General features: G+C 66.8%; 22 protein-coding genes and 1 tRNA gene. 16 read left to right on the top strand and 7 right to left on the bottom strand.

The window, feature by feature from the left end; all coding sequences use genetic code 11:
* Nucleotides 1-17 precede the first annotated feature (17 nt).
* Together A9D14_RS08920 and A9D14_RS08915 are read left to right on the top strand one after the other, a co-directional pair.
* Nucleotides 18-362, top strand: a complete 345-nt coding sequence (locus A9D14_RS08920; RefSeq protein ID WP_066845454.1) for a hypothetical protein — start codon at nt 18-20, stop codon at nt 360-362.
* Between the two features lie 111 nt (nt 363-473).
* Nucleotides 474-1,058 (top strand): TetR/AcrR family transcriptional regulator, encoded by a 585-nt coding sequence (locus A9D14_RS08915; RefSeq protein WP_066845451.1) that lies wholly within the window; start codon nt 474-476, stop codon nt 1,056-1,058.
* On the opposite strand, the gene ygfZ is transcribed toward A9D14_RS08915, so the two are convergent.
* Nucleotides 1,055-1,819, bottom strand: a complete 765-nt coding sequence (gene ygfZ, locus A9D14_RS08910; protein ID WP_066845448.1) for a CAF17-like 4Fe-4S cluster assembly/insertion protein YgfZ — start codon at nt 1,817-1,819, stop codon at nt 1,055-1,057. The genes A9D14_RS08915 and ygfZ overlap by 4 nt on opposite strands.
* Nucleotides 1,820-1,956: 137 nt before the next feature.
* A complete protein-coding gene (gene rarD / locus A9D14_RS08905) occupies nt 1,957-2,871 on the bottom strand; it encodes an EamA family transporter RarD (RefSeq protein WP_066845445.1) in 915 nt (304 codons plus the stop codon).
* Between the two features lie 201 nt (nt 2,872-3,072).
* Between rarD and A9D14_RS08900 the strand changes: the two genes are divergently transcribed.
* A complete protein-coding gene (locus A9D14_RS08900) occupies nt 3,073-3,543 on the top strand; it encodes a glycine zipper 2TM domain-containing protein (RefSeq protein ID WP_066845443.1) in 471 nt (156 codons plus the stop codon).
* A 68-nt stretch (nt 3,544-3,611) separates the two neighbouring features.
* On the opposite strand, the gene astD is transcribed toward A9D14_RS08900, so the two are convergent.
* Nucleotides 3,612-5,021 carry a succinylglutamate-semialdehyde dehydrogenase gene (astD, locus tag A9D14_RS08895; RefSeq protein ID WP_066845442.1) on the bottom strand — a complete coding sequence of 470 codons (1,410 nt, stop codon included), beginning with the start codon at nt 5,019-5,021 and terminating at the stop codon, nt 3,612-3,614.
* 180 nt (nt 5,022-5,201) lie between these two features.
* Here astD and A9D14_RS08890 point away from each other — a divergent pair, with 180 nt between their 5' ends.
* Nucleotides 5,202-5,786: a hypothetical protein gene (locus A9D14_RS08890; RefSeq protein WP_066845440.1), complete on the top strand. Its 585-nt coding sequence runs from the start codon at nt 5,202-5,204 to the stop codon at nt 5,784-5,786.
* 1 nt (nt 5,787) lies between these two features.
* Here A9D14_RS08890 and A9D14_RS08885 read toward each other — a convergent pair whose 3' ends face one another.
* The gene (locus A9D14_RS08885) at nt 5,788-7,212 is read right to left on the bottom strand and encodes a protein adenylyltransferase SelO family protein (protein ID WP_066845437.1); all 1,425 of its coding nucleotides are present in this window, start codon (nt 7,210-7,212) and stop codon (nt 5,788-5,790) included.
* An 84-nt stretch (nt 7,213-7,296) separates the two neighbouring features.
* Here A9D14_RS08885 and A9D14_RS08880 point away from each other — a divergent pair, with 84 nt between their 5' ends.
* From A9D14_RS08880 to A9D14_RS08865, 4 genes are all read left to right on the top strand, one after another.
* Nucleotides 7,297-8,232, top strand: coding sequence for an alpha/beta fold hydrolase (locus tag A9D14_RS08880; RefSeq protein WP_066845434.1), 936 nt, complete (start codon nt 7,297-7,299; stop codon nt 8,230-8,232).
* Between the two features lie 24 nt (nt 8,233-8,256).
* Nucleotides 8,257-9,378, top strand: coding sequence for a glycosyltransferase (locus A9D14_RS08875; RefSeq protein WP_066845431.1), 1,122 nt, complete (start codon nt 8,257-8,259; stop codon nt 9,376-9,378).
* Between the two features lie 157 nt (nt 9,379-9,535).
* Nucleotides 9,536-10,312, top strand: a complete 777-nt coding sequence (locus A9D14_RS08870) for a tetratricopeptide repeat protein (RefSeq protein WP_066848693.1) — start codon at nt 9,536-9,538, stop codon at nt 10,310-10,312.
* A gap of 46 nt (nt 10,313-10,358) precedes the next feature.
* A complete protein-coding gene (locus A9D14_RS08865) occupies nt 10,359-11,711 on the top strand; it encodes an outer membrane protein assembly factor BamB family protein (protein ID WP_066845428.1) in 1,353 nt (450 codons plus the stop codon).
* Between the two features lie 18 nt (nt 11,712-11,729).
* Here A9D14_RS08865 and A9D14_RS08860 read toward each other — a convergent pair whose 3' ends face one another.
* The 3 genes from A9D14_RS08860 to A9D14_RS08850 form a co-directional block, all read right to left on the bottom strand.
* Nucleotides 11,730-13,100, bottom strand: a complete 1,371-nt coding sequence (locus tag A9D14_RS08860) for a glutamate--cysteine ligase (protein ID WP_066845427.1) — start codon at nt 13,098-13,100, stop codon at nt 11,730-11,732.
* A 61-nt stretch (nt 13,101-13,161) separates the two neighbouring features.
* Nucleotides 13,162-13,908 (bottom strand): 16S rRNA (uracil(1498)-N(3))-methyltransferase, encoded by a 747-nt coding sequence (locus A9D14_RS08855; protein WP_066845425.1) that lies wholly within the window; start codon nt 13,906-13,908, stop codon nt 13,162-13,164.
* A gap of 5 nt (nt 13,909-13,913) precedes the next feature.
* Entirely contained in the window at nt 13,914-14,696 is a 783-nt protein-coding gene (locus A9D14_RS08850) for a class I SAM-dependent methyltransferase (RefSeq protein WP_066845423.1), read from the bottom strand.
* Nucleotides 14,697-14,751: 55 nt separating this feature from the next.
* Between A9D14_RS08850 and ubiA the strand changes: the two genes are divergently transcribed.
* From ubiA to obgE, 8 genes are all read left to right on the top strand, one after another.
* On the top strand, nt 14,752-15,669 hold the full coding sequence (gene ubiA / locus A9D14_RS08845) for a 4-hydroxybenzoate octaprenyltransferase (RefSeq protein ID WP_066845421.1): 918 nt from the start codon (nt 14,752-14,754) through the stop codon (nt 15,667-15,669).
* Between the two features lie 220 nt (nt 15,670-15,889).
* The gene (ftsZ, locus tag A9D14_RS08840; protein ID WP_066845418.1) at nt 15,890-17,413 is read left to right on the top strand and encodes a cell division protein FtsZ; all 1,524 of its coding nucleotides are present in this window, start codon (nt 15,890-15,892) and stop codon (nt 17,411-17,413) included.
* Nucleotides 17,414-17,453: 40 nt separating this feature from the next.
* Nucleotides 17,454-18,287, top strand: a complete 834-nt coding sequence (locus A9D14_RS08835; RefSeq protein WP_157668181.1) for a tetratricopeptide repeat protein — start codon at nt 17,454-17,456, stop codon at nt 18,285-18,287.
* Between the two features lie 185 nt (nt 18,288-18,472).
* On the top strand, nt 18,473-18,979 hold the full coding sequence (locus A9D14_RS08830; protein ID WP_087910482.1) for a type III secretion system chaperone family protein: 507 nt from the start codon (nt 18,473-18,475) through the stop codon (nt 18,977-18,979).
* A 148-nt stretch (nt 18,980-19,127) separates the two neighbouring features.
* Nucleotides 19,128-19,880, top strand: a complete 753-nt coding sequence (locus A9D14_RS08825; protein ID WP_066848690.1) for a Bax inhibitor-1/YccA family protein — start codon at nt 19,128-19,130, stop codon at nt 19,878-19,880.
* A gap of 224 nt (nt 19,881-20,104) precedes the next feature.
* Entirely contained in the window at nt 20,105-20,929 is an 825-nt protein-coding gene (locus A9D14_RS08820) for a hypothetical protein (protein ID WP_157668180.1), read from the top strand.
* Between the two features lie 103 nt (nt 20,930-21,032).
* Nucleotides 21,033-21,108 (top strand) — tRNA-Ala (locus A9D14_RS08815).
* A 183-nt stretch (nt 21,109-21,291) separates the two neighbouring features.
* On the top strand, nt 21,292-22,374 hold the full coding sequence (obgE, locus tag A9D14_RS08810) for a GTPase ObgE (RefSeq protein WP_066845406.1): 1,083 nt from the start codon (nt 21,292-21,294) through the stop codon (nt 22,372-22,374).
* Nucleotides 22,375-22,418: the final 44 nt, after the last annotated feature.

Here is a 22,418-nt window from a genome sequence, read left to right as displayed (position 1 = left end):
CAATGGGGAGCGGAACCTTGTTTATCCGTAGTGAAAATCTGTTTCTTCGGCCCGCATGGCCCGAGGATCGTGCCAATATCGATCGCGCAGGCGTGCCTGCTGCGCATGATCCGCTGCGTGCGGCCGAACTGGCCCATCCGCTGATCGTGACCATGCCGACCATCGGGCAGGACCGCGTTGCCGGGACCGCCGGTTTCATCGTGCGCAAGGGCCGCTGGCAGCCGCGCATCTGGCTGGCGCCCGCCTTCCGCCACCTTGGCCTGTTCGAGGAGGTGGAGGAAGCCGTGCTGACGCTGATGGCGCAGCTGCCCGACCCTTCCGGACCGCGCACCATGCCCGGCGTCGAACTGCAGGCCGCGTGAAGCCAGCCTTCACCTGAAGAAAAGGCGTCTGTCGCGTCGCCATAGTTCCTTGAAGAAACAGGCGAATTGTGTATCCCAATTGCCGGGTCGCGTCTGAGTAATTGAGGGCCGGTGGCAACACGAAAACGATTAAGCCAGGAAGACAGCCAGCGCGCGGCATTGCTTGCGGCGCGTGAATTGCTGATCGAGACTGGACCGCAGTCGCTTACGCTCAAGGCCGTGGCGGCGCGGATCGGGCGTACCCATTCCAACCTGCTCCATCATTTCGGCAGTGCCGCCGGATTGCAAAAGGCGCTGGCCGGCTTCTTGGCCGATTCGATCTGCGAATCGATCGCGCAGGCCGTGAACAAGCGGCGCGCGGGCGAGGGGACCGCACGCGAACTGGTCGATCTGGTGTTCGACGCCTTCGGCAGGGAAGGGGCCGGCGCGCTCGCCAGCTGGACAATGGTGTCGGGCAATCGCGACACGCTGGATCCCATTTTCGACACGATCCACAATCTGGTTGAGGAACTGAGCGCCGAGGGCGAAGACTGGCGCCTGATCCGCGAGGCCACGATGACGCTGGTCCTGCAGGCGCTGGGCGATGCCACAATCGGCGACTCGCTGGCGCAATCGCTGGACCTTCCGCGCGAGAGGGCGCGCGAGCTTGCCGCCCGCCAGCTGATCGCGACGCTGCCGCGCGGCGAAAGCGTCTAGTCCTTCGGCTGCAGATCCAGGGCAAGCCACCCGGGCCACAGGTCGCTGTCCACATCGGCGATCCGCACATGATCCACCGCGACGTCCAGATCCTCATAGGCAATCCGGCGCCGCCCTTCGTCCGACCGGTCCAGCGGCACGACCAACAGACGCCGGTTCACTTTCTGCCGCCAGTTCATGCGCGCCGTATTCTCCTGCCCGACATAGCAACCCTTGCGGAAGTTGACGCCGTGCAGCTCTGCCGCGTTGCATTCCAGCCACAAGGTCTGGTCATGGCCCAGTTCGGCGCGGCCCTCGGTCACGCCCAGCGACAGCCGATGCGCAAGATAGGCGCCATCGGCGCTCTGCCCCTGGTGCTCATCCGACGCGGGCAGCAGCCAGCGCTGCCCCAGTGCGGCCAGGCGGGGATCGTCGGCACCGCCGTCGCCGCGGTGGCTGATCCAGTGGACTTCGACCTTGGGATCCACCGCGATGGCGATCTTGCGGCGAAGGCGATAGAGCGAGAGCTTCTTCACCAGATCGTCTGCAAATTCCCGTTCGCAATCGATCAGCAGATCCTCGCCGCTGGGCCAGATGAAGAAATCGAACAGCACCTTGCCCTGCGGCGATAGCAGCGCGGTCCAGACCGGCAGCGGCCCCGTGACGTCGCTGGTCACCAGGCCCTGCAGGAATTCGGTCATGTTCTCCCCTTCGCCAGTAAGCCGGATGATCGCGCGGTCTGCAAGGCGGGTCACGTCGTGACGGGAAGATGGTTGGTTCATGGGGCCTGCTCTCCTTGGCTCTTGCCGTGGTGCCATGTCGAATGGGGTCTATACAGATACGCCTCAACCCGCCGATTGGGTCCGGCGTGGCCCGACACCGCCGTCAGGCAAGCGATGCCGTCAGGCAAGCGATGCCGTCAGGCGATCGGGGCGGGGCGGCGCCTGGCCCGTGCGCGCATCAGCAGATCGACGCAGAAGATGGCGATGGCGGCCCAGATGAACAGGAAGCAGACCAGGCGAACGGGATCGAGCGGCTCTCCCAGTACGGTAAGGCCCAGGATGAAGACGATGGTCGGCGCCATGAACTGCACGAAGCCCAGCGTGGAATATTCCATCCTGCGCGCCGCCGTGGCGAACAGCAGGAGCGGGATGGCCGTCCACAGACCCGCCCCGAACAGCAATGCGTTGAGGCCGAAGTCGGCGTTCAGCCCGCTGCTTGCTTGGGGCGCTAGCGCGATTGCGATCACCGCGGGAATCGCCAGCACCAGCACCTCGATCGACAGGCCGGGCAGCGACCCGACAGGCACGCGCTTTCGAAGCAGGCCATAGGCGGCGAAGCTCAGCGCCAGGGTCAGGCTGATGTAAAGCGTATCGACCGCCTCGAACGCCAGGATGGCCACGCCGATCGCCGCCACGCCGACCGCGATCCACTGCAGCCGGCTCAGTCTTTCCTTCAGGAAGATCGTGCCCAGCAGCACATTGACCAGCGGGTTGATGTAATACCCCAGGCTGGCCGCATAGAACGCGCCGCGCTGCACCGCGACGATATAGACCACCCAGTTGATGCTGATCAGCGCGCTGGAGATTACGAGCACGCCGAAAACCCGCGGATTCGACAAGGCGGCCTTGACCTCGGCGATCTGGCCGCGGGCCGCAACGGCGATGGCGCAGACGGGGATCGTCCACAAGGTGCGCCATCCGACCAGCGCGAAGGGGTTCACCGCGTTCAGCAGCACCAGGTAGAGCGGCAGCACACCCCACAGCGAATAGGCGCCCAGCGCGAAGGGCAGGCCTGATTTCGGCGCGGGCGAGGAGGGTGCGTTGCTGCTCATGATTGTCGCGCGCCTAGGCGGCTTGCGCGGCAAAGCAAAGGCAAAACGTGCCACCTTGGCGGCGAGCCGTTCAGAAAAAACACACTTAATGTGAAAATAAACGAGCCATTCGGCAACCGTTCACATTCGCGTCCCTAATTATGAACTCAAGACGCTGAGGGCACTGAGCCGAAGCGGATACGGATTTGAAGGAGAAAGAATATGGCCCAGTTCCTGAAGCTTCGCACCCTTGCCCTGGCAGCGGCGGTTCCCGCGATGGCCCTGTCGGCTCCCGCCGCGCAGGCGGCAGCCTTTCCGATGCAGGCGGCTTCGGCCCAGACTTCGCAGATCGCGACTGTCGCGGATGTGAACGCCAATCACGACCGCCGCAACAAGCACCGCGATCGCGACCGGTACGGCCGCTATGACCGGTACGACCGCTACGACAGCCGCTATGACCGCTATGACCGCGATGAGCGTGTGCGCGGCGACAGCCGGGTGTGGCGGGGCGATGACGGCCGCTACTACTGCAAGAAGGAAAACGGCACGACCGGCCTTCTGATCGGCGGCGCGGTTGGCGGACTGGCCGGGCATGAGATCCTGAAGGACAAGACGATGGGCGCAATCCTGGGCGCCGCGGGCGGTGCCCTGCTGGGCCGCGCCATCGACAAGAGCGATGCTCGCTGCCGTTGATCGGTAGCGCAAGCAGGGGGAGGCCGCGTCCCGGCATTGGGGCGCGGCCTTTTGCTATTCGCGTGTGATCATTGCGTAAGCCCCACGCCGATCATCGCGCGGGGCTGGTCCACTTCCGCCGATGCGACCGGATAGTTGCAATAATCGACCGCGTAATAGGCCCCCGGACGATGATTGCCCGACAGGCCCACACCGCCGAAGGGCGCATTCGACGATGCCCCGTTGGTGGGCCGGTTCCAGTTGACGATGCCCGCCCGGATCTCGCGCCAGAAGCGTCCGTAGAGTTCCGGCGTGCCGCCCAGAAGCGATGCCGAAAGGCCATAGCTGGTGTTGTTCGCTTCCTCCAGCGCGGCCTTGAAGTTGGACACGCGGATCACCTGCAGCAGCGGGCCGAACAATTCCTCGTCCCGCCTGCCTTCCATTTCGGTCACGTCGACGATGCCGGGGGTCAGGAACGGCAGGCCTTCCACCTTGCGTTCGACGGGCCGGATCATTTTGCCGCCGCGCGACACGATGCCCTGATAGCCGCGCACGACGATGTCGGCGGCGGCATTGTCGATCACCGGCCCCATGAACGGCGAGGGCTGGTCGAAGGGCGCGCCGACGATGATGCGGTCGACCAACTTCGTCAGCGCTTCCATCACGCGTTCGTACATGGTGTCGCGCACGATCAGCCGCCGCGCGGCGGTGCAGCGCTGGCCCGCCGTGGTGAAGGCCGATTGCACGATGGTCGCGGCGGCATCCTGCAGCAGCGGCGTATCCCAAACGATCAGCGGATTATTCCCGCCCATTTCCAGCGCGGTGATGATCCCGGGCCGTTCGGCCAGCGCCTTGCGTATGGCGACTCCGGTCTGCGACGATCCGGTGAACAGCACGCCGTCGATGCGCGGATCCGCGGTCAGCGCGCGGCCTTCGTCCGGGCCGCCCAGCAGCAATTGCACGACATTGTCGGGAAAGCCGGCCGCGCGGAAATAGCCGACCAGCCGTTCGCCCACCGCGGGGGTCTTTTCGGAAGGCTTGAACACCACCGTGTTGCCCGCCAGCAGGGCAGGCACGATATGGCCGTTGGGCAGATGAGCGGGGAAATTATACGGCCCCAGCACCGCCATCACGCCATGCGGCTTGTGCCGCAGCGCGCTTTTCGCGCCCATCGCGCCTTCGCTGGCGCGGTTGCCCGCGCGTTCCGCCTGCGCGGTGATCGAAATGTCGACCTTGCCCAGAACGGCCTGAACCTCGGTCTCAGCCTCCCACATGGGCTTGCCGGTTTCGCGCGCGATCAGCCGCGCCAGCCCGTCGGCATCGCTGCGCACCTGGTTGGCGAAGCGCTGCAGCAATTCGATCCGGCGCGCCATCGGCTCTGCCGCCCACGACGAAAAGGCAGTGCGCGAGGCATCGAGGATCCGGTTGCGATCGCCCGTTGTGCCGTGCCAGAAAATCTCGCCAGTGGCGGGTTCGATCGAGGTCAGTTCGGTGGTCAAGTTGGCTCCGTCGAATGCGTGCCTGGAAGGGTGGCACAGGATCTAACCCATTGATGCCGCGCTGACCAGTGGAGCGCCCCGGCGGAGCGTCATGGTCACGGCGGCGTTTCGGGCCGCGCGTGGAATATGGGTGCTGCGACCCCATTGCCAAGCGCGCGGCGACCGCTAGAACCCGTGCCCATGAAGCTTTTCGATCTGCGTTCGCCCATCGGCCTTCTTGTACGCGGTGCCGCGGCGCCGCTGGCGGCCGTGCTGCTTGTCCCCGGCGCGACCGCCGGAGCGCAGGAACAGCCGGCCCCCGCCGCGCAGCAACCTGCCCCCGTGCCGCAGGGCAGCAATGTCCCGCCGCCAGCCGCCGCGCCCGTCCCCAGCGAGATGGAGCTGGCCCGGCTGATCTGGTCCACGATGGTGACGATCGCCAATGCGAACGGCAGCGGCAATTACACCGTGCTGCGCGACAGTTCGGCAACGGGCTTCCAGATCGCGAACGACCCGTCAAAGCTGTCGCAGATCTTCGCCGGGCTGCGCGCCAGCCGCATCGACCTGACGACCACGCTGCTGACCGCGCCCAGCTATACCGCGCCGCCGCAATTGCTGCGGCCAGATGTGTTCCAGGTCCAGGGCTATTTCCCGCTGCGCCCGCGCGCAGTGGTGTTCGACATGGCGTTCCAGTGGCAGAACGGCGAGTGGCGGCTGTTCGGGGTCAGCGTGGAGCCGCGCATCATCGCCTCGCCGCAGGAACAACAGCAACCCGCCGCCGAATAGGCTAGTCCGGCTGCCCTGCGGGTCGGGGCGCCGGGCCATGTGCTTCGCCCATGCGGCGCAGCGCGTCGACCTTGGCATGAAGGGCGGACCAATCATCGCCGCGGTCGATGTCGGCCCAGATCGCCTCCACTTCCTCGATCAGCATGCTCGGCGGCGCGTCCTCGCTCCAATAGGGGTGGTCGTCCACCGGCCGGTCCGCCTCGGCCAGGATCGCCGCGACATCCGCTGCCGCGCCCTCGCCCGACAGCTGCCCGGTCCGCGCCGCGAACAGGAAGGCGTCGGGCTGCATGTCGCTCTCGCGCATGGCCTGTTCCGCCGTTTCGACCAGCCTGCCCGCCGCTTCGGCCTCGCTTTCGATCCATTCGGGCGTCACGCCCAGCCGCCAGCCAAAACGGCGGCGGATCGCGGCGGTGTACAGCTCGGGAAACCGCTCGAGCGCGGCGACCAGCGGCGGCGCCTCGCATATCGGGCGCAGCGCGATCGCCAGCTGCGCGCAGTTCCAGTGGATCGCCTCGGCCTGCCGGCCAAAGGCATAGAGGCCGCTATGGTCGAAATAGGCGGCCGTGAACGCCGGATCCCAGCGCGGCAGGAAGCGCCACGGCCCGTAATCGAAACTCTCGCCCGAAATGTTCATGTTGTCGGTATTGAGCACGCCGTGTACGAAGCCGGCACTGGCATAGGCCGCAGCCATGTCCGCCAGCCGTTCGACGACCAGGTGCAGCAGGCGCACCGGCGGCTGCTCGCGGTCCAGGGCATCCGGGGGCGGCGGCGGACCGGGATAGTGCCGCAGCGCATAATCCGTCAGCATGCCAAGCTGCTCGTGCTGCTCCAGCGCGGCCAGGCGCTGGAAGCTGCCGATGCGGATGTGTCCATGGCTCAGTCGCACCAGCACGGCAGAGCGAGTCGGCGAGGGCTCGTCGCCTCGCTCAAGCTGCTCTCCGGTCTCGATGACCGAGAATGTCTTGCTGGTATATACGCCCAGCGCCTCCAGCTGCTCGGTCGCCAGCACTTCGCGAACCGCGCCCTTCAGCGTCAGCCGCCCGTCGCCGAAACGCGAATAAGGGGTCTGGCCGGATCCCTTGGTGCCAAGATCCAGCAGGCGGTCGTCCCTTCCGCGCAGCTGCGCGAACAGGAAGCCGCGCCCGTCGCCGATCTCAGGGTTATAGGTGCGGAACTGGTGCCCGTGATAGCGCAGCGCCAGCGGCTGGGGCAGGTTCCCCTCCAGCGGTTCGAATCGCGCGAAATGGCGGGTCCATTCATCATCGTCCAACCCGCCAAGACCGACCGCCTCTGCCCAGCGCCCGTTGCGGAAACGGATCGTCGCCTGCGGGAAATCGGCGGGGCGGACCGGATCGGCGATCCAGACTGCAATGCCCGCGATGGCCGGATCGGGACGATAGGGGGAAGGTTGCGGATTGCCGCTCATGTCGCGATAGTGGGGTGCCGCCGCCCCCGGCGCAAGTCTCGGGGCGTTCATGGGCGGGCAATTTGACGAAAGGCGGCAACGCAAGTGGACGACAGATCCGGCGTTCTATCGAACGGGTCAAACGAATCGGCAATCTGGCATGACGGCTGGTGGGAGAGCGAGGACGGGCTGAAGCTGCATTACCGCGACTATCCCGCGCGACGCAGCAGCGGCTCTGATGTTCTGCCGGTGCTGTGTATTCCGGGGCTGACGCGCAACGCCCGCGATTTCGAGGTGCTGGCCGAGGATCTCTCTGCCGATCGCCGCGTTATCTGCATCGAGCTGCGCGGGCGCGGCGAAAGCGAATATGCGCGCGATCCGGCCAGCTATGTGCCCACGCAATATGTCGCCGACCTCGAACTGTTCTTCGCGGAAACCGGGATCGACCGCGCGGTCTTCTTCGGAACCTCGCTGGGCGGCATCGTGACCATGCTGTCCGCCATGACCGCGCCGCAGCGGATCGCGGGCGCCATGCTCAACGACATCGGCCCGGTGATAGAGCGCGAGGGGCTGGAGCATATACTGGAATATGTCGGCCACGGGCGCAGCTTCCCCACATGGATGCACGCGGCGCGCGCGCTGCAGGACGTGCACGGCGCGGTCTATCCCGACTGGCGGATCGAACAATGGATCGCCTTTGCCAAGCGTTTGATGGAACTCAGCGCCAGCGGCAATATTCGCTTCGACTATGACATGCGCATCGCCGACGCCTTCGCGGGTACCGGCAATCCCGCGAAGGACAGCTCGATGATCGGGGCCGAGGATCTGTGGCCTGCCTTCGACGCGCTGGCCGGCCGCCCGGTGCTGGTGGTGCACGGCGAGACGTCGGATATATTGTCGGGCACGGTCGCGCGCGAAATGGTCGGGCGTATCCCGCAAGTCGAACTGGTGAGCGTGCCGGGAATCGGCCATACGCCCACTTTGAACGAGCCGCATGTGCGCGAGGCGATCGACCGCCTGCTGGCGCGCTGCGCTGCCTGACCCTGCCGAGTTACCGCAAAGACCATGGCCAAGAAGATTACCGTCTACCGCAAGCTGCGGATCCTTCACCTTGGGCTCGACCCGGTCGCCGCGCCGTGGAGCGGCGACTTGATCCGCGCGCTGTCGGGCGGCAGGTTCCAGTTCATCGAGCATCACGCCCCCGCCGCCAGCGACGACATCGCCTCGCGGCTGCAGCTGTATCGGCCCGACTTTCCGCTGCTCGACCAGGGGGCGGGGCCGGGCAAGCTGAACCGCATGGCGCGCAAGATGCGCGGCTATGACATGATCATGACGCATGGCGAGGCGGGTTTCCCCGCCGCCATGGCGCACAGCCTGTTTTCCGAGGCGCTGAAGCTGCCGCCGCTGATCCATCACCACCATGCGCTGCAGGGCTTCGCGGGCGGCGCGGTCAAGCGCTTCAAGCGCAGGCTGGGGTTCGCGCGCACGCAGGTGGTGATCGCGCCGACCCCGGCCGCCGCGAACGAGATCGCGAAGAACTGGGACGTGGGCGGCAAGCGCCTGCGCATCGCGCTGCCGGTGTTCGGCCGCGCACCCAAGTCGCCGCGCCCCGATGCCATTCCGGGACTTATGAAGCGCCGGGACGAGGCATGGATCGGCGTGCGCGCAGCCGATCTGCTGCCCGATGCCGACCCGATCCTGCGCCGCCTGCGCGATCTTGGCGACGAATGGCGGCTGGTCGCCTTCGGCAGCAAGGAGGATACGGTCCAGATCGCCTCGCTCTGCGCGAAGATGGAAGTGGCCGACCGGCTGCTGACCAGCCAGCGGCTCGCCGGGCCCGAGGACAGGGCGGGGCTGTTCGACATGCTGCTTTCGCCCGCGTCGTCCCCGAAAGGCGCCGAAATGCCGCGCATGCCCTTCCTCGCCGCGCCTGCCGGGGTGCCGATGATCGCCGCGGGAAGCGAGATCGCCGCCATTCTGCCGCCCGAGCAGCACGATTATGTCTTCGGCAATGCCAGCGGTCATCTGGGCGCCATGGCCGAAGCGATGGTCGTGCTGGCAAGGGACGAGGTGCAGCGCAAGCGGCTGGCCCGGTCGATGGCGGACTTTGCCGCAAGGCATTCGGACGCCGCCGATCACCGCGCCCTGCTGGCGGAAATGACCGGCGACGACCGGCTTTATCCCTGACCTTTCGGCCCGCGGCGCCGCCATCCGGATGACTTGTTTCAGCGCGCGTTCAGGCGCGAATCGCTTTGGCGTTGAAAAGCCCCGGCACGGTCCGTAAGACCCCGCCATTCCGGACGCGATGGCCGGAGCCGAAAAGACATTCGAAAGGCCGAAAGACGTGGCGCTCAGCCCTGCAAATTCCAGCAAATCCATCGAAAAGGCCGAGTTGCGCCAACGCGCGCAGGAAGATGTCTTTCGCCGCGAGGTGGACGAGGCGGTTCGACAGGACACGATCTCGGGCTTCCTGAGGAAGTGGGGCAAGCTGCTGATCGTCGCCATCGTGCTGCTTCTGGCGGCGCTGGGTGCGTGGGCATGGTGGCATCACAAGACCACGACCGAGGCCGAGGCCGATGCGGTCGAGCTGACGCTGGCGATCGACCAGCTGGAAGCGGGCAATCTGCAGGCCGCGGCCGAAAAGGCCTCGGGCCTGACGGGCGCGGATACGCCCGCGGCCTATCGCGCCCCGGCGCAGTTCCTGGCGGCCGCTGCCGCGCAGGAAGAGGGCAATGCCGAGGAAGCAATCAGGCTGTTCGACGCGGTCGCCAACGACGACGACATCCCGCAGCCGTTCCGCGACCTGGCCGCGATCCGTGCGGTGTCGGTGAATTATGACGAAATGGACCCCCAGCAGGTGATCGACCGGCTGAAGCCGCTGGCAGTGCCGGGCAACCCCTGGTTCGGTAGCGCGGGCGAAATGGTCGGCCTTGCCTATGTCGAGCAGGGGAAGGCCGATCTGGCCGGCCCGCTGTTCGCCGAAATCGCGCGGGACGAGGAGCAGCCCGAGACGGTGCGCGCGCGGGCCCGGCAGCTTGCCGGCCTGTTCGGCACCGATGCCGTCGACGACGCGCAGGCCATCGTGGACCAGATCGCCTCGGGCGGCGCCGCACCGCAATAGAGCGACGGTCGGCAAGACAGAGTTTTTGGAGAGTTTCGGAACAATGATGTACCCGTTTGGCAAAGGCCTTACCGCAGGCGTGGCAAGGATCACGCTGGTCGCGGCGCTGGCAGCAAGCCTTGGCGCATGTGGCGTGTTCAAGGGCGATGGCCCGGAAACGACCCCCACAGTCGGCAAGCGCGAACCGATCCTGTCGCGGATCGAGAATACGACCGAGGTCGATCCCTCGCTGGCCAGCGTGCCGGTTGTTCTGCCCGCCCCGACGGCGGATAGCGAATGGGCGCAGGCGGGCGGATCGGCGTCCAAGAGCTATGGCCATCCGGCGCTTGCCGCCAATCCGACGCGCGCCTGGACCACCAGCATCGCCGGGGCCAGCCAGCAGCGGCGCCTGGCCGCCGCGCCGGTCGTCGGCGGCGGAAAGCTGTTCGTCTTCGATACCGAGGGCAAGGTCTGGGCCGTCGACGCGGCATCCGGCGCGACGGTGTGGCAGAAGTCGCTGCGGATCAGCGGCGACGGCTCCAGCTCGGTATTCGGCGGCGGCGTCAGCTATGAAGCGGGCAGGATCTATGTGACGACCGGAACCGGCCAGGTCGCCGCTCTCGATGCCGACAGCGGCGATGAAATCTGGAAGGTCCAGCCCTCCGGCCCGCTGCGCGGCGCGCCGACGCTGGCGTTCGGCAATGTCTTCGTGATGACGCAGGACAACCAGATCTTCGCGCTCGACGCCGCCACCGGCGACATCGAGTGGAACCGCGCAGGATCGAGCGGGCTGTCGGGCGTGTTCGGCGTGGCGGCTCCGGCAGCGGGCGCGGGCACGGTGATCGCGGGCTATTCCAGCGGCGAGCTGATCGCCTATCGCTATGAGAACGGCACCGAATTGTGGGGCGATGCACTGGCGCGCACCAATATCTCCACCTCGGTCGGGTCGCTGACCGATGTCGACGCCGACCCGATCATCGATGGCGGGCGCGTCTATGCGCTGGGGCAGGGCGGACGCATGGCGGCGTATGAACTGCTGTCGGGCCGGCGCATCTGGGACCTGTCGCTGGCGGGCATCTCGACCCCCGCGGTGGCGGGCGACTGGATCTTCGTGCTGACCGACGACGCACGCCTGCTGGCGATCGCGCGCGCCACGGGCAAGGTGCGCTGGATCAGCGAACTGCCGCACTGGAAGGACGAAAAGGACAAGGAAGGCGAGATCTTCTGGTCCGGCCCCGCACTGGCCGGCGGCAAGCTCTATGTCGCCAGCACGCGTGGCGCGCTGGTGGCGGTCGACGCTGCCGACGGTTCGCAGACGCAGATCGCGGAACTGAAGGACGGAGTGTCGCTGAACCCGATCGTGGCCAACAACACTCTTTACGTCCTGGACGACGGCGGGACGATCAGCGCGTTTCGCTGATCGGCCCCGGCCGCCCCGTTAAAGGCTGTCTTTATAGATCGGCTCGACCGATCCGTTCCAGTCGCCGTGATAATGGTCGAGCAGGTCCTGTGCCGGCACCCTGCGGCGCTTGGCGATCTCGTCCAGCGGCGACAGGAAGCCGGTCTCGTTGTCGCCCGCCGAATTGAGCTGCCCGCGCGCGGCAAGGCCGGCGCGCGCGATCTTCAGCACTGCGGGCGCAATATCGGCCAGCACGCCGCCGCCGGGGATGGGCGCATCCAGCGCCAGCCGGGGCACCGCATTGCGCAGCGCCTCGCGCTCTTCCATCGTCCAGTCCTTGACCAGGTCCCAGGCCGCATCCAGCGCGCCCTGGTCGTATAGCAGCCCGACCCAGAACGCGGGCAGCGCGCAGATCCGGCTCCAGGGCCCGCCATCGGCGCCGCGCATTTCCAGGAAGCTCTTCAGCCGCACTTCGGGGAAGGCGGTCGACATGTGGTCGGTCCAGTCCGCCATGGTCGGCTTCTCACCGGGCAGGGCGGGCAGTTCGCCCTTCAGGAAATCGCGGAAACTCTGCCCCGCCGCGTCGATGTATTTCCCGTCGCGGAAGACGAAATACATCGGCACGTCGAGCATGTAGTCCGCCCAGCGTTCGTATCCGAAGCCATCCTCGAACACGAAGGGCAGCATGCCGGTGCGCGCCGGATCGGTATCCGACCAGATGTGGCTGCGGTACGACAGGAAGCCGTTGGGCTTCCCCTCGGTAAAGGGCGAATTGGCGAACAGCGCGGTCGCCAATGGCTGCAGCGCCAGCCCGACGCGGAACTTCTTCACCATGTCGGCTTCGGAGGAATAGTCCAGATTGACTTGGATGGTGCAGGTACGCAGCATCATGTCGAGCCCCATGGTGCCGACACGCGGCATGTGCTCCATCATGATCCTGTAGCGGCCCTTGGGCATTACCGGCAGGTCGGCGCGCGCCTTGTCGGGCCACATGCCCAGGCCCAGGAAGCCGATGCCCAGCTTCTCGCCCACCTCTTTCACCTGCGTCAGGTGGCGACCAGTCTCGGCGCAGGTCTGGTGCAGGCTGACCAGCGGCGCGCCCGACAGTTCAAGCTGTCCCGCGGGCTCAAGGCTGACGGTGCCGTCCTCTCCCGCCATGGCGATGATGTTCCCGCCCTCGATGACGGGGGTCCAGCCGAACTTCTCCAGCGCCAGCAGGATGTCGCGGATGCCGCCGGCCTCGTCATAGCTGGGCGCGCGGTGGTCCTGGGTGCGGAAGACGAACTTCTCGTGCTCGGTGCCGATGCGCCATTGCTCGCGCGGCTTCTCGCCCTCTTGCATGGGGATCAGAAGCTGGTCGCGGCTTTCGATGACGGGCTCGTCGGCCCCGGATTCCTTGCGCGTGCTCATGGCGCGGGGCGTTAGGCGGGTTCGCGCAATTGGGGAAGCGTGATTTTTCGGCTTGCCGCGCTTACCGCCAGTCGCCCGCGATCCCCATCCACAAAGCCATCGCCGCGATCGCCGCCGTCTCGCCGCGCAGGATGCGCGGGCCGAGCGCCACCGGAATGGCGGCTGGATGCGCGCGGATGGCCTCGCGCTCCGCATCGTCGAAGCCGCCCTCGGGCCCGATCAGCAGGGCGGCGGGGGGCGGCGCTTTCGCAAATGCCTGCGCGGCGGGCGGGGCGCTTCGCGATTCGTCGGCGAAGAGCAGCGCGGCGCCGTCCCAGTCCCTCAGCATCGCGTCCAGCGTCACCGGCTGATCGATGGCGGGAAGGGCGGTGCGCGCGCATTGCTCGGCCGCTTCGGTGACGATCTGGCGCGCGCGGTCCATGTTCAGCGCATCGGCAACGCAGCGGCGGGTGACGATGGGCCGGATGCGCGCCACGCCCAGCTCGGTGGCCTTTTCCAGCACCAGGTCGAAACGCGGCTTCTTCAGCAGCGCGGCGCACAGGGTCAGCGGCGGCACGCTTTCGCGCGGCCGGAGATGATCGGCGATCTCGACCGTCACGCTGCGCTTGCCCGACTCGGTCACGCGGGCGGCCCATTCGCCGGTTTCATCGTCGCACAGGATTACCGCATCGCCCGGCTTCACCCGCATGACGCGCGACAGGTAATGCGCCTGCTGTCCGTCGATCTCGTACGTCATGCCCTGCGACAGGGGCGCGTCCACGAACAGGCGAGGGGCACTCTTGGGCGGCCAGGCGGGGGTTGCTGCCATCGCGCTCAACCCGCCAGGATCGCGCGCGTGGCGATATAGCAGTCCATCAGCCGCCCCACCGCGTCGCGCTGTTCGAAGTCATCCTCGAACAGATGGGTCAGCATGAAGCCCGCCGCAAGCTGTCCGCCGATCTGGTCGGTCAGCGTGTGGCCAAAGCACAGCACCGGATCCTGCGCCAGCAAGGCCTCTCGCTCCGCATCGGGCAGGTCGAGATCGCTGTAAGGGATGCGGTGGCGTGCCACGGGTTCTCCGCGCTCGACGCTGGCCTCGTCGAACAGGAAGCGCGCCGGATTGGTGAACCCCGCCAGCAGCACGCCGCTCGGACGCAGCACGCGCGCGCATTCGCGCCATACGGGCAGTACGTCGGGCGCGAAACTGTTCGAGCATGGGTGGAAGATCATGTCGAAGCTGTCGTCACCGAACACCGACAGATCATGCATCAGCCCGCGCTCGGTGCGGATGCCCAGCCCTTCGCGCTCCGCCACCTCGCGGTCGCGGGCAAGCTGCGCGTCGCTGGCATCGAAGCTGGTGACATGCGCACCGGCCGCGGCGAAGACCGGGCATTGCTGCCCCCCTGCCGAAGCCAGGCCCAGCAGGTCGATGCCCGCAATATCGCCGAACCAGCCGCGCGGCACCGGACGCGATGGGTTAAGCACCACGCTCCATTCGCCCCTGCGCGCGGCGGCGATGGCGGCAGCGTCCACCGGAATCGACCATCGGTCGCCCCCGTCGGACTTGACGTTCCAGCCCTGCCGGTTGAATTCGCCGATGTCGTCGATTTGGCTCATCGGTCCGTGATGCTCCCTTGCCGCCCGATCGGTCCTCCCTTTAAAGCATGGCGCGATGATTGAAACCGCCTCTCATGCCGTGACCCCCGACACCCAGCACCGCGGGCTGGTAGCGCTGATGCCGGCGCGCGCCCGTCCCTATGCGCTGCTGGCGCGGTTCGACCGGCCGATCGGCTGGTGGCTGCTGTTCTGGCCCTGCGTCGCGGGCCTGTGGGCGGCGGGCGGCGCAGCGCGCTGGGACATGGCGCTGTGGCTGCTGCTGGGTGCGATCGTAATGCGCGGGGCAGGCTGCGTATACAACGACATCCTCGACCGCGATCTCGACCGGCAGGTGGCGCGCACCGCCAGCCGCCCGCTAGCGAGCGGGCAGGTGTCGCTGAAGAAGGCCTGGGCCTGGCTGCTGGCTTTGTGCCTCGTCGGGCTTATCGTGCTGTTGCAATTGCGCTGGCAGGCGCAGCTCGTCGCGCTGGCCAGCCTGCTGCCCGTCGCGCTCTACCCGCTGATGAAGCGCATCACCTGGTGGCCGCAGGCATGGCTGGGCCTGGTGTTCAGCTGGGGCGCCCTGGTCGGCTGGGTCGAGGCGGGGGGCGGATCGCCGGCGGCGCTGGCCGCGCTTTATGCCGGGTGCATCTTCTGGGTCATCGGCTACGACACGATCTATGCGGTTCAGGACATGGAGGATGACGCGCTGGTCGGCGTGCGGTCCAGCGCGCTGGCGCTGAAAGGCCGGATCGTGCCGGGCGTGGCGGCGCTATACGCCCTCGCGCTGCTGGGCTGGGGCGCGGCGATCTGGCTGATCCGGCCCGACTGGGTGGCGCTGCTGGCCCTGCTGCCGGTGGCGCTTCATCTGGGCTGGCAGACGATCACGCTCGACCCGGCGGACGGGATGAACGCGCTGGCTCGTTTCCGTTCCAACCGGCTCGCCGGGCTGCTTATGGCGCTCGCATTCATGACGATCGGCAGCCTTCGCTGACATCGCTGGGAAGACTACCCCCAATGGCTAGGGTGAACGGCTTTAGGGGACTGGTCCAACAGCGATGTGGAAATCTGCCGAAAGCCTTTGCGGTGGCGATTCGATTCATGCCACTATCATGCACAAGTAACGGGGCTGTAACGGGGCGTCGCGGTGGGTCGGTATCACAGGATCCGGCGATGGACCGCCAGGGGCCGACAGCGAGTTTGCGGAGACCTTAATGAGCATTAATATCGGTCCGCCTGCGGTTGAGGAACTGCGTCCGCGCATTACCGTCATCGGCGTCGGCGGTGCGGGCGGCAACGCCATCGCCAACATGATCCAGGCGCAGATCGAAGGTGTGGACTTCATCGTCGCCAACACCGACGCGCAGGCGCTGAACACCGCGGTGTGCGAGGATCGCATCCAGCTGGGCCCCGAAATCACGCAGGGCCTGGGCGCAGGGTCGCGGCCCGAGGTCGGGCGCGCCGCGGCAGAGGAGACGCTGCACGAGATCGACCGCATGCTGGACGGCGTGCACATGTGCTTCATCGCGGCCGGCATGGGCGGCGGCACCGGCACGGGCGCCGCGCCCGTGATCGCCAAGGCGGCGCGCGAAAAGGGCGTGCTGACCGTTGGTGTGGTGACCAAGCCCTTCATGTTCGAAGGCACGCGCCGCATGCGTTCGGCCGACGCGGGTATCGAGGAGCTGCAGAAGCACGTCGATACGCTGATCGTCATCCCCAACCAGAACCTCTTCCTGGTCGCGCGTCCCGACACCACCTTCAAGGAAGCGTTCCAGCTTGCCGACGAGGTGCTGCAGCAGGGCGTGCGCTCGATCACCGACCTGATGGTCATGCCGGGCCTCATCAACCTCGACTTCGCCGACGTGCGTTCGGTCATGGGCGAGATGGGCAAGGCGATGATGGGCACCGGCGAGGCGGACGGCGAGAACCGTGCGCTCGAGGCGGCGGAGAAGGCGATCGCCAACCCGCTGCTCGACGGCGTGTCGATGACCGGCGCCAAGGGCGTCATCATCTCGATCATCGGCGGCGAGGACATGCGCCTGATGGAAGTGGACGAGGCGGCGAACCATATCCGCGACCTCGTCGATCCCGATGCGAATATCATCTGGGGTTCGGCCTTCAATCCCGAGCTGGAAGGCAAGATCCGCGTGTCGGTCGTGGCCACCGGCATCGACCAGGATGCCGAGCAGCCCTCCGCGCAGTCGCGCCCGTTCTCGCTGGGATCGGGCCGCGCGCCGATGCGCCCCGGCGCGGCGCCTGCCGCCCCGGCCCCGGCACCGGCTCGCGCGGCCGAGCCGGCGATGAAGCTGGCCGATCCCGCCGACGACCGCACGCAGCGCCACCTTGGCGATGAAGGCGGCTTCGCGTCCGCCGGTTCGGAAGAGCCGCTGGATCTCGGCCTCGACATGGCTGAGGGCGAGGACGACGGCGAATTGCTGCTGGGCGACGGGTTCGAGGAAGAGCCCCGTCCCGCTGCCGCCGAGCCTGCCCGCGCAGAATCCCGCGACGGTGCGCGCGATTCCGGACCGATGGATGCGTCTTCGCGCACCGAATCGTCGCGCGGCTGGCGCCCGGCCTCGGGCCAGGCGGCGGTATCGGTCGGCGGCAGCACGCTGTTCGAACGCATGGCCAACCTGTCCCGCAATCGCGAGGATGCGCCTGCGGAGGACCGTGAGGACGACGATGCGACGGACCTCAATATCCCTCGCTTCCTCGGTCGCAACAACAACCGGCGCTGACGATCGCCCGAAAGGGCTGAAGCGTTTGAGGGCGGCGGGCTTGCTCGCCGCCCTTGGTGTATTGGTTGGGCCTATATTGGCTTGCACCATCGCCGCCCCGCCAGCCAGCGCGCAGGGGCGCAGCATCGCCATCAGCAATCCGGCAGCGGACCAGCGCATCATGGACGAGGCCACTGCAAGGCTGGTGGGCAACGCCACCGACACGCAGGCGATGCGCGACGGGGCCGAAGCGGCAATGCGCCTTGGCGAGTACGAGGTGGCGCTCGGTTTCCTGAACCGCGCCGAGGTTGCGATGCCCGGCGATCCCTTTGTGAAGGCCACGCGCGGCAGCGTGATGGTGCGGCTCGGCCAGCCGCGCATGGCGCTGCCCCTGTTTGCAGAAGCCGAGCGCCTGGGCGGCCGCGCGGTGGAGTTCGCGGCGGACAGGGGCCTTGCCCACGATCTTCTCGGCGACCAGGCCAGCGCGCAATATTATTATGCCATCGCCAACCGCCTGGCCCCCGATCCGGAAGTGACGCGCCGCCACGCCTTCAGCCTGGCCGTCGCCGGTCAGCGCGACGCGGCCGAGCGCATGCTGCACCCCTTGCTGCAGGCCGACGATGCCGCCGCATGGCGCATCCGCGCCTTCATGCTGGCAGTCTCGGGACGTGCCGGAGAGGCGGTCGCGCTGCTCTATGCCGTGCTGCCCCAACAGCTGGCGGATAATCTTGCGCCCTATATGCGTTCGGTCCCGCGGCTGGCGCCGGGGCAGCAGATCGCGGCTGCGCATCTGGGGATTTTTCCTTCGGATTTCAGCGAGATAGGGGGCGGAGACCGGCTCGTTCCCGCTGGCCGGCCCTTCGGCAGCGACGACCAGCCGGACGACGGTGACTGACTTGGCGCAGCAATATTTCGCCCCCGCGCGACGGGCCAGCAAATCCTTATCCACATGCGGTGAACAACAGTATCGCGTTATGCACCGAGGCGATAAGTTAAGCCATTGTAAAGGCGGCCACGGCTGGTCCACCTGAGCGCAATGGCGGGTCATGGGGGTCCGCGCCACGGAGAGAGAACCGCTGCATGATGAGTGAAAGCCAGGCCGAACACCGCCACGAAGACGCGGCGCCGGTCGACATGCTTGTCTCGTTATTCGAGGCGCGCGGTTGGCCTTACGAGGTGACCGGTGAGGACGAGATCGGCGGCGAGGTGCAGGGGGCCTGGGCGAAATACCAGCTGCGCGCGATCTGGCGGCGCGAGGATAACGTGCTGCAGCTCCTCTGCCTGCCCGAGGTGCGCGTGCCCGACGACAAGCGCGTCCGCATGTTCGAATTGATGAGCCTGGTGAACGAGCAATTGTGGCTGGGCCATTTCGACCTGTGGTCCGCCGGTTCGCTGCTTCTCTATCGCCACGGGCTGATGCTGGGCGACGACGGGCTGCTCTCGCTCAGCCAGGCACAGATGGCGGTCGAGCAGGCGGTGGACGAATGCGACCGCTTCTATCCCGCGTTCCAGTTCGTGCTGTGGGGCGACCGCGACGCCGCCGAAGCCCTGGCGAATGCGCTGGTGGATGCCGCGGGAGAAGCGTAGACTGGCGATCGCGCCGGGCTTTGCCGGACAGATTTGTTACAGAATATTGCCGGGCCCCGGTTTTCCTTGAAAACAAGTGCGCCTGCGCCGATATTACGAAGAGATCGCTTCCCGCCCCGGAGAAGCGACTGAGGAGAAGAACAAAGCTATGGCAAACTGGAACGACCCCCAGCCCACGCGTCCGCAGACGCGCGCCGGCTTCGGCGCGTCCACGGGCCTCGGCGCAAGCGTGCCGCGCACCGGATATGATGCCGGTCTGCGCAAATACATGCTCTCGATCTACAATTACATGGCTTCGGCCGTGCTGCTGTCGGGCGTCGTCGCCCTGCTGATGGCCAGCTCTGGCATGACAGTCGCGATGGTCGGTTCGCCGCTGATGTGGCTGGTGATGCTCTCGCCGCTTGCCATCGTGTTCGCGATGAGCTTCGGTGCGAACCGTTTCTCGACCGGAACGCTGCAGATGCTGTTCTGGGGTTTCGCGATCCTGATGGGCATGAGCCTGTCGACCATCTTCCTCGTCTATACGGGCGGGTCGATTGCGGCGACCTTCTTTGCGACCGCGGGTGCTTTCGCTGGCCTGTCGCTGTTCGGCTATACCACGAAGAAGGACCTGTCCGGCATGGGCAGCTTCCTCATCATGGGCGTGATCGGCCTGATCATCGCCTCGGTCATCAATATCTTCGTGCAGTCGACCGCGCTGATGTGGGCGGTAAGCTTCCTGGGCGTGCTGATCTTCGCGGGCCTGACGGCTTACGATACGCAGCGTCTGAAGATGCAGTACTACCAGCTCGCCGGAACGGAATTCATGGGCAAGGCCGTGGTGCTGGGCGCTCTGTCGCTCTACCTCGACTTCATCAACATGTTCCAGTTCCTGCTCGCCTTCATGGGCCAGCGCGAGTGATCTGACAGGCGGAGCCGATGGCTCCTCCAGGAGAACAGGTGAAAGGGAACGCCCGATCGGACAGAAGTCCCGGTCGGGCGTTTTCCTTGTGGATGGGCGGGATAATCCGGGTGCAGCCCGCCCGGCAAAAGCGCATGTTCTCCGCTTCACCCGGGCGCAAGCTGCGCTCTGCTATAACGCGATGGCAGCCATCAACTCGCCAGACGAAAGAACAGGAAACATCCGTGTCGGGAAGCAAGCCTCTCATTCGCATTACGACCGTGGCGGCCGCCGCAACCCTTGCATCGTGCGGCCCCCCGCCGCCGCCGCCGGTCGCTCCGCCGCCGCCCCCGGTGCAAGAGGCGTTTCGCGCCCGCCCGATCGCACCCGGCTATGCGCAGGACAATCTGGCCGTGCCCGGCCGGAACGAGCTTGGCATCCGCCAGACCATCAACACCGGCCTCACGCCCGAACAGTCTGTCTGGAACCTGCGCTCGGCCTATAACGTCGCGGCGCTGAACTGCGACGCGCCCGAAGATGCGCAGATGGCAGAGCGCTACGGCGAATTCCTCAAGACCCATTCGCGCGAGCTGACCAGCACCAACAAGAAGGTGGACGAACAGTTTCGCGACCGGTTCGGCGGCAGCGACTACAAGCGCGCGCGCGACCAGTACATGACGCAGGTCTACAATTACTTCTCGCTGCCGCCTGCCTTGCCGCGCTTCTGCGCCGCCGTGCGGGAAACCAGCCTGGCGCTGGCCGATGTGCCCAAGGGCGACCTCGACGAAGCGGCGCAGGTCGAACTGCCCAAGCTGGAACTCGTGTTCCTGGGATATTTCGACGAATACGAAGCCTATCGGGCCGAAGCGCAGGCGTGGGACTCCGAATATCTCGCGACCTATGGCGAACCCTATCGCCACCGCTGGATGGTGCCCGCTCCGGTCGATCCAAACGCCCAAGTCGATCCCAATGCCGCCGTCGACGCGAACGCGCCGTTGCCGCCCGCGCCCGACGCGACCATCGTGCCTTCGGCCACCGCCGATACCGCGAACGGCAATACCGAAAGCTGATTGCGGCACGCGAGGCAAATTTTGACTTTGACAAGAGCGCGCCTTTCGGTAACAGGCGCGCTCTTGCACATCGGCCTTTGGCAGGTGTAGCAGCGAATGGAACGGGGCCGTAGCTCAGTTGGGAGAGCGCGTCGTTCGCAATGACGAGGTCAGCGGTTCGATCCCGCTCGGCTCCACCATTCACCCACCCGCCTTTTCTGCACCGAACGGGTCGCCGGCAGAAGCTGGCTGCTGGCGGCGGCTCCGCCCGCCAGCGCCAGCTTGCAAGCCCGGCGCCGAATCGGATAGCGAGGCGTTACGCTGTTTTCTGGCCCCGATGCCGCTATCTGCCGCACCGCTGCCGCCACCGGATTGACCAAGTCATGCATTTTCTCGACCAGGCCAAGATCTACGTGCGCTCCGGCGCGGGCGGGCCCGGTGCGGTCAGCTTCCGGCGTGAGAAATATGTCGAATATGGCGGCCCCGACGGCGGCAATGGCGGCCGCGGCGGCGATGTCGTGCTGGAAGCGGTGGCGGGGCTCAACACGCTGATCGACTTTCGCTACTCGCAGCATTTCAAGGCGCCGCGCGGCGGCCACGGCATGGGCAAGGACCGCACCGGCGCCTCGGCCCAGCCGCTGGTGATCCAGGTGCCGGTCGGAACGCAGATCCTGTCCGAGGACAAGGAGGACGTGATCGCCGACTTTACCGAGGTCGGGCAGCGCATCACTTTGCTCGAAGGCGGGCTGGGCGGACGTGGCAACGCCAGTTACAAGACCAGCACCAATCGCGCGCCGCGCCAGCACCAGCCGGGCGAACCCGCGCAGGAGATGTGGGTATGGCTGCGGCTTAAGCTGCTGGCCGATGCGGGGCTGGTCGGGCTGCCCAATGCGGGCAAGTCGACCTTCATCAACCAGGTGTCGAACACTCGCGCCAAGGTCGGCGATTACGCATTCACGACCCTGGTGCCCAAGCTGGGCGTGGTGCGCCACAAGGCCCGCGAATTCGTGCTGGCCGACATCCCCGGCCTGATCGAGGGTGCGGCCGAGGGCGCCGGCATCGGCGACCGCTTCCTGGGCCATATCGAGCGTTGCCGCGTGCTGATCCACCTGATCGACATTTCGGGCAGCGGCCCCGGTCAGGACCCGGCCGAGGCGCTGCAGGTGATCGAGGAAGAACTCGCCGCCTATGGCGCGGGGCTGGAGGACAAGCCGCGCCTTGTCGCGCTGAACAAGCTGGACCTGGCCGACCAGGAACTGGCCGATGCCTTCGCACAGGAACTGCGCGAGGCAGGCGCGGAAAAGGTTTTCGCCCTGTCGGGCGCGACCGGGCAGGGCGTCGAGGAACTGCTCGACGCAGTGCTTGCCTATCTTCCCGCCGCCACGAGCACCGAGACCAAGGGCGTGGAGCGCGAGGAAGATGCGGATGGCGGCGAAGAGGGCGAAACCAACTGGTCGCCCATCTGACCGGGCCCCTGCCGCGATCCTCCTGTTGAACACTGGCCTGTTGA

Source organism: Croceicoccus marinus (genome assembly GCF_001661675.2).
GTDB classification, from domain to species: domain Bacteria; phylum Pseudomonadota; class Alphaproteobacteria; order Sphingomonadales; family Sphingomonadaceae; genus Croceicoccus; species Croceicoccus marinus.
The sequence above is the reverse complement of the archived record's forward strand: the minus strand, read 5'-3'. Positions and strand labels throughout refer to the sequence as shown.